The following is a 4,129-nucleotide window of genomic DNA, read 5'->3' as shown; positions in this document are numbered from 1 at the left end:
GGGTTTGTTTACTATTAAGCTAAAGACGCTGCCGTAGGTGGTCAAGCGGGAAATGTTTGCCGAAATAGTTGCCTGACTATCGACCGCAGCCGTAATGAGTTTGCCTGAAAAACGGCGAACAATAGCTTGACAGTAAGGGTCCGCAATATTGACAATAAGTGGGGTCTCAGTGCCAAGTAAGTCCAAAAACTTGGATTTGGCAGTAAGGTAGTTGGCAAAATTCCCATGAAAGTCCAGGTGTCGGCACATATATTGGTTAATATTCCTGCCGAAAAACAGACATGGGCGACACGATGCATATCAATACCTTGGGCCGATACTTCTAAGGCAGCATGGGTTACATGATTTTGTAGCATGTTTGCCAAGTAATGCTGAATGCTGACAGCGTCAGGTGTTGTCAAGATACTGGGGAATGAGTTTGTCCCGGTATTGACCCGGATAGTGCCGATCAAGCCGGCAGTAAGACCTGATTGAGTAAAAATATGCTCAAGCATGCAGGCGATAGTGGTTTTGCCATTAGAACCCGTTACGCCTACCAAGTATAATTTTTGTGACGGGTTATCATAAAACTGGGCTGCTAGCTGGGATAGTGCCAACCGGGCATTAGGAACAGTAAGTACAGGAATGGTAAGTGGTGGCAGCCTGTCAGGAGCATCACTTACAATTGCAAGGGCTCCCCGGTCAGCCGCTATTGAGGCAAAGGCGTTGCCATCCGTGCTTCGGCCGCAAATCGCCACAAAAATGAAGCCAGGCTGTACTTCGTCTGAGTGACAGGTGATTCCAGTGGCTTGCCTGATCCATTCATCAAAAGCCTGCATACCAGTTCCTCCTTATCAGCAAACACATGATACTCCAAGGTATTCACACTACTGGCAGGAGGTGAATGTTATCAAAAAAGTTCTTATTTTTTGGATGTTGCTGATTCTTGGCCTGGTATTTGTCAGCGGTTGTGGTCTCAGTCGCCCGGCGCCCAAGCCGGAAGCTTCGCTGATTGCCGATCAGGTAACAGTCGAAGGACAGGCAGTAGGCGGGATGTCGGTTGAAGCAGTCCGCAAGGTGCTTACTGATTTAGCTAAAGCTAAAGATGTACCGGCAGTAAACGCCGGGTTTGATTCAGTGACTGGCGAAATTTTCCCGGAACGTCCCGGCCAGCGCCTAAACGTGGCAGATACTTTAGAAAAACTGCTGGCTGCACCGGCTGGCAGTCAGGTTATGGCGGTGTATCAGCCATTTTTACCTGATATTACTCAAGATATGTTAGCTAGAAGCCAGCAACTGGGTAGTTATACAACGCCAATTTTGGACAAAACTTCTGGCCGTTTGACAAATATTCGGCTGACAGGCAAATTAATCAATAACTTGGTTATTGCCTCTGGGGAGGAGTTTTCGTTCAATAAGGCAACCGGCGAGCCTACCGCTGAACGGGGGTTTCAGCCGGCCATAATATTTAGCGACAATGGTCAGCAGCAAGCGCTTGGCGGTGGTATGTGCCAAGTATCATCTACGCTCTATAACGCCGTTTTGGCTGCAAATCTTAAGGTGATAGAACGACACCCCCATTCCCAGCCAGTCAATTATGTGCCGGCAGGAAAAGATGCCGCAACTTATACGGACAAAGATTTTCGGTTTATTAATAATACTCGTCGGCGGATAATTATCCGTGCTTTTGTTGATACCGGAGGATCTTGGTTAACCGTCGATTTGTTGGCATTGCCTGATGCATAACCTGAGGGTAATCTGACATACTAACAATGAGGTGGGAGCGCATGAAAAACAAAAAAATGAATACCGCACTCGTTGTTGCCGTTTTATTGGTATTTGCCGCGGGAGTCTACACACTACTCAAGCCTCCTGCCCAAAAACCTGTACCGGCACCAACTCCGCCGGCGCCTGCTGAACAGGCACCGGCCGAAAAACTGCCGGCTGCGCCGCAGCCGATTCCCGGCGTGCCGACATTTGATGTTTCCAAGTATCCCCAAGAACCAACCATCAGGGTATATATCGCGGAAAAAGGCACGATTGAGACCATGCCACTGGAAAAGTATGTAGAAGGGGTTATTGCTCAAGAGATGCAGCCCGATTGGCCAATGGAAGCCTTGGCTGCCCAGGCGATTGCATCCCGGACATTAACCATCAGTGCGATGGAGGCAGGTACGATAAAAAGACTGCATAATGCCGATGTCAGTACTTCCAAAGAAGAACTGCAGGCCTTTGCGCCACATAAAGTGAATGACCGTGTGCGACAAGCGGTAGCTAAGACGCGCGGTGAGGTACTGTTATATGCTGGCGGTCTTGTCAATGCAATCTATAGTTCCTGTAATGGTCAAATCGGTGCAACGCGAGAGGAAAGTTTCCCCAAGGAAATTCCTCATGAGACCCCTTATTTTCAGCCAGTTACCGACAATTGTTTTAAATATGCTCCGGAAAACATACAATCCTGGACAGTAAAAATTCCGGCTTCGCAAGTAGCGGCTGCTATTGGCTATACCGGCAATCCTGCCGACATTCGTATTCTGGAAAAAGGTCCTTCAGGACGAATTCTTTTCATTGGTGCTGGCAACAAAAAAATGTATGGCTCTGATTTTCGTCGGGCGATCGGCTATGACCGGCTTAAATCCACGCTGGTTACCGAAATGAGATATGAAAATGGCAACTTCATTTTTAAAGGATTAGGCTGGGGTAACGGTGTAGGGTTATGCCAATGGGGAGCTTATACGTTTGCTAAGGAAGGCAAACAAGCTGAAGATATTATCAGACACTATTATCCTGGAGCCGAAGTAAAAAAATTGTGGCAATGATGTAAGAATAGTGAATTTTTATTTGGATTCTGCATAAATTAATAACGCGAGGTAGTATGGCGGCTACCTCCCGGGGACAGCGCCGCTTGTCTGGTACGCACGGACAGGCGGCGCGATTTATTTTCCAGGTATTAGCAGGGTAAATGGTATTGATGTTGAATATTAAATGTAATAATCTTCTAGTAATGGGGGTGCCGTACCATTGGCAGAATATAAAGTTACCAAAGAATTTGCTGATGAATTAACGAGTTTTGTGTACAAGCAGACAGGGTATCATACCATTGTTTGTGACCAGAATGCCGTTATTATCGGGGATTCGGCCGGAACCAGAATAGGTATGACTCATCCTGGTGCGCAAAAGATTCTAAGGGGTGAAGCAGATGCCGTTTTTATTGAACCGGAGGACGTTGCCAAAAATCCTAATCTCAAAGAGGGGCAAAACTATCCCATTGAAATTGATGGCAAACGCATAGGTACTTTTGCTATTGCCGGTAAAAAGGAATATACCCAACCTATTGCTAAGGTAGTAGCGGCTTTGTCTAGCGCCAGGTTACAAGCCATTGTTGATGCTGAGCGGGTACGGCAGGTAGCAGACACTGTGTCCGAAAATGTCCAGCAAGCGGCAGCTGCTATAGAGCAAATGTCGGCTTCTTCGCAAGAAATGGCGGCAACCACCGACAGGGTAGCTAAAATTTCTGATGAAGCAGTAATAAAACTCAAAGAGACCAATAAAATTATTGACATGAGTCGCAGCATTGCTACGCAAACTAAGCTCTTAAGCCTAAATGCTTCTATTGAAGCGGCACGTGCCGGAATTCACGGGCGCGGTTTTGCGGTAGTGGCTCAAGAAATGCAAAAATTAGCTCAATCAAGCGCAGAGGCTACCGAAAATATTAATAAAATTCTTGGTGAAATTCAAACTTCTATTTCTTCTGTCATCCAAGGCATCAACCAGTCGGCTGCCGTTTCTGCGGAACAGGCTCGGGCTATGCAGGAAATTATTCATATGGTTGAAAATGTGCAACAGTCGACAAGTAAGCTGGTAGAGTCGTTCAAAAAATAAAAGATTTAGACTTGTTGGTTTGAAGATAGCTAACAAGTCTAAAATTTTTTCGTCTTTTCTTCCGTGAATATTGGCAAGCGCTTTCGACTACGATATAATTAGAAAGTTAAGGTTCTGTGAAAGGGTTGAGTCCAATTAAGCCGTTAATGGAAAATAGCGCTGTTGAACAAGTGCTGCTTACGGTGATAGGATTACAGCGGGACGCACTAGGGGATGAAAATAAAATAGAATTATTAAAAAAGATGGGAGAAGAAAAGAAAGAATGAAA

At 46.0% G+C, this 4,129-nt stretch carries 4 protein-coding genes and 1 pseudogene; 4 read left to right on the top strand and 1 reads right to left on the bottom strand.

Going from position 1 to position 4,129, the window contains the following annotated elements; translation table 11 throughout:
• A pseudogene (locus tag AC29Z1_RS14595) lies at positions 1-818 on the bottom strand (Mur ligase family protein); the annotation flags it as partial.
• A gap of 61 nt (positions 819-879) precedes the next feature.
• On the opposite strand from AC29Z1_RS14595, the gene AC29Z1_RS14590 reads away from it, so the two are divergent.
• From AC29Z1_RS14590 to AC29Z1_RS14575, 4 genes are all read left to right on the top strand, one after another.
• A complete protein-coding gene (locus tag AC29Z1_RS14590; protein ID WP_488272185.1) occupies positions 880-1,725 on the top strand; it encodes a VanW family protein in 846 nt (281 codons plus the stop codon).
• A gap of 41 nt (positions 1,726-1,766) precedes the next feature.
• Positions 1,767-2,798, top strand: a complete 1,032-nt coding sequence (locus AC29Z1_RS14585) for a SpoIID/LytB domain-containing protein (RefSeq protein WP_488272184.1) — start codon at positions 1,767-1,769, stop codon at positions 2,796-2,798.
• Positions 2,799-3,000: 202 nt separating this feature from the next.
• Entirely contained in the window at positions 3,001-3,861 is an 861-nt protein-coding gene (locus AC29Z1_RS14580) for a methyl-accepting chemotaxis protein (protein WP_488272183.1), read from the top strand.
• 116 nt (positions 3,862-3,977) lie between these two features.
• Positions 3,978-4,127, top strand: a complete 150-nt coding sequence (locus tag AC29Z1_RS14575; RefSeq protein ID WP_488272182.1) for a hypothetical protein — start codon at positions 3,978-3,980, stop codon at positions 4,125-4,127.
• Positions 4,128-4,129: the final 2 nt, after the last annotated feature.

The organism is Sporomusa sp. (assembly GCF_057736855.1).
This window is presented reverse-complemented; position numbering and strand designations above follow the sequence as displayed.

What these genes read in the sequence shown, in the direction of transcription:
- AC29Z1_RS14585 (WP_488272184.1), top strand. Translation starts at nt 1,767, where the DNA reads ATGAAAAACAAAAAAATGAATACCGCACTCGTTGTTGCCGTTTTATTG.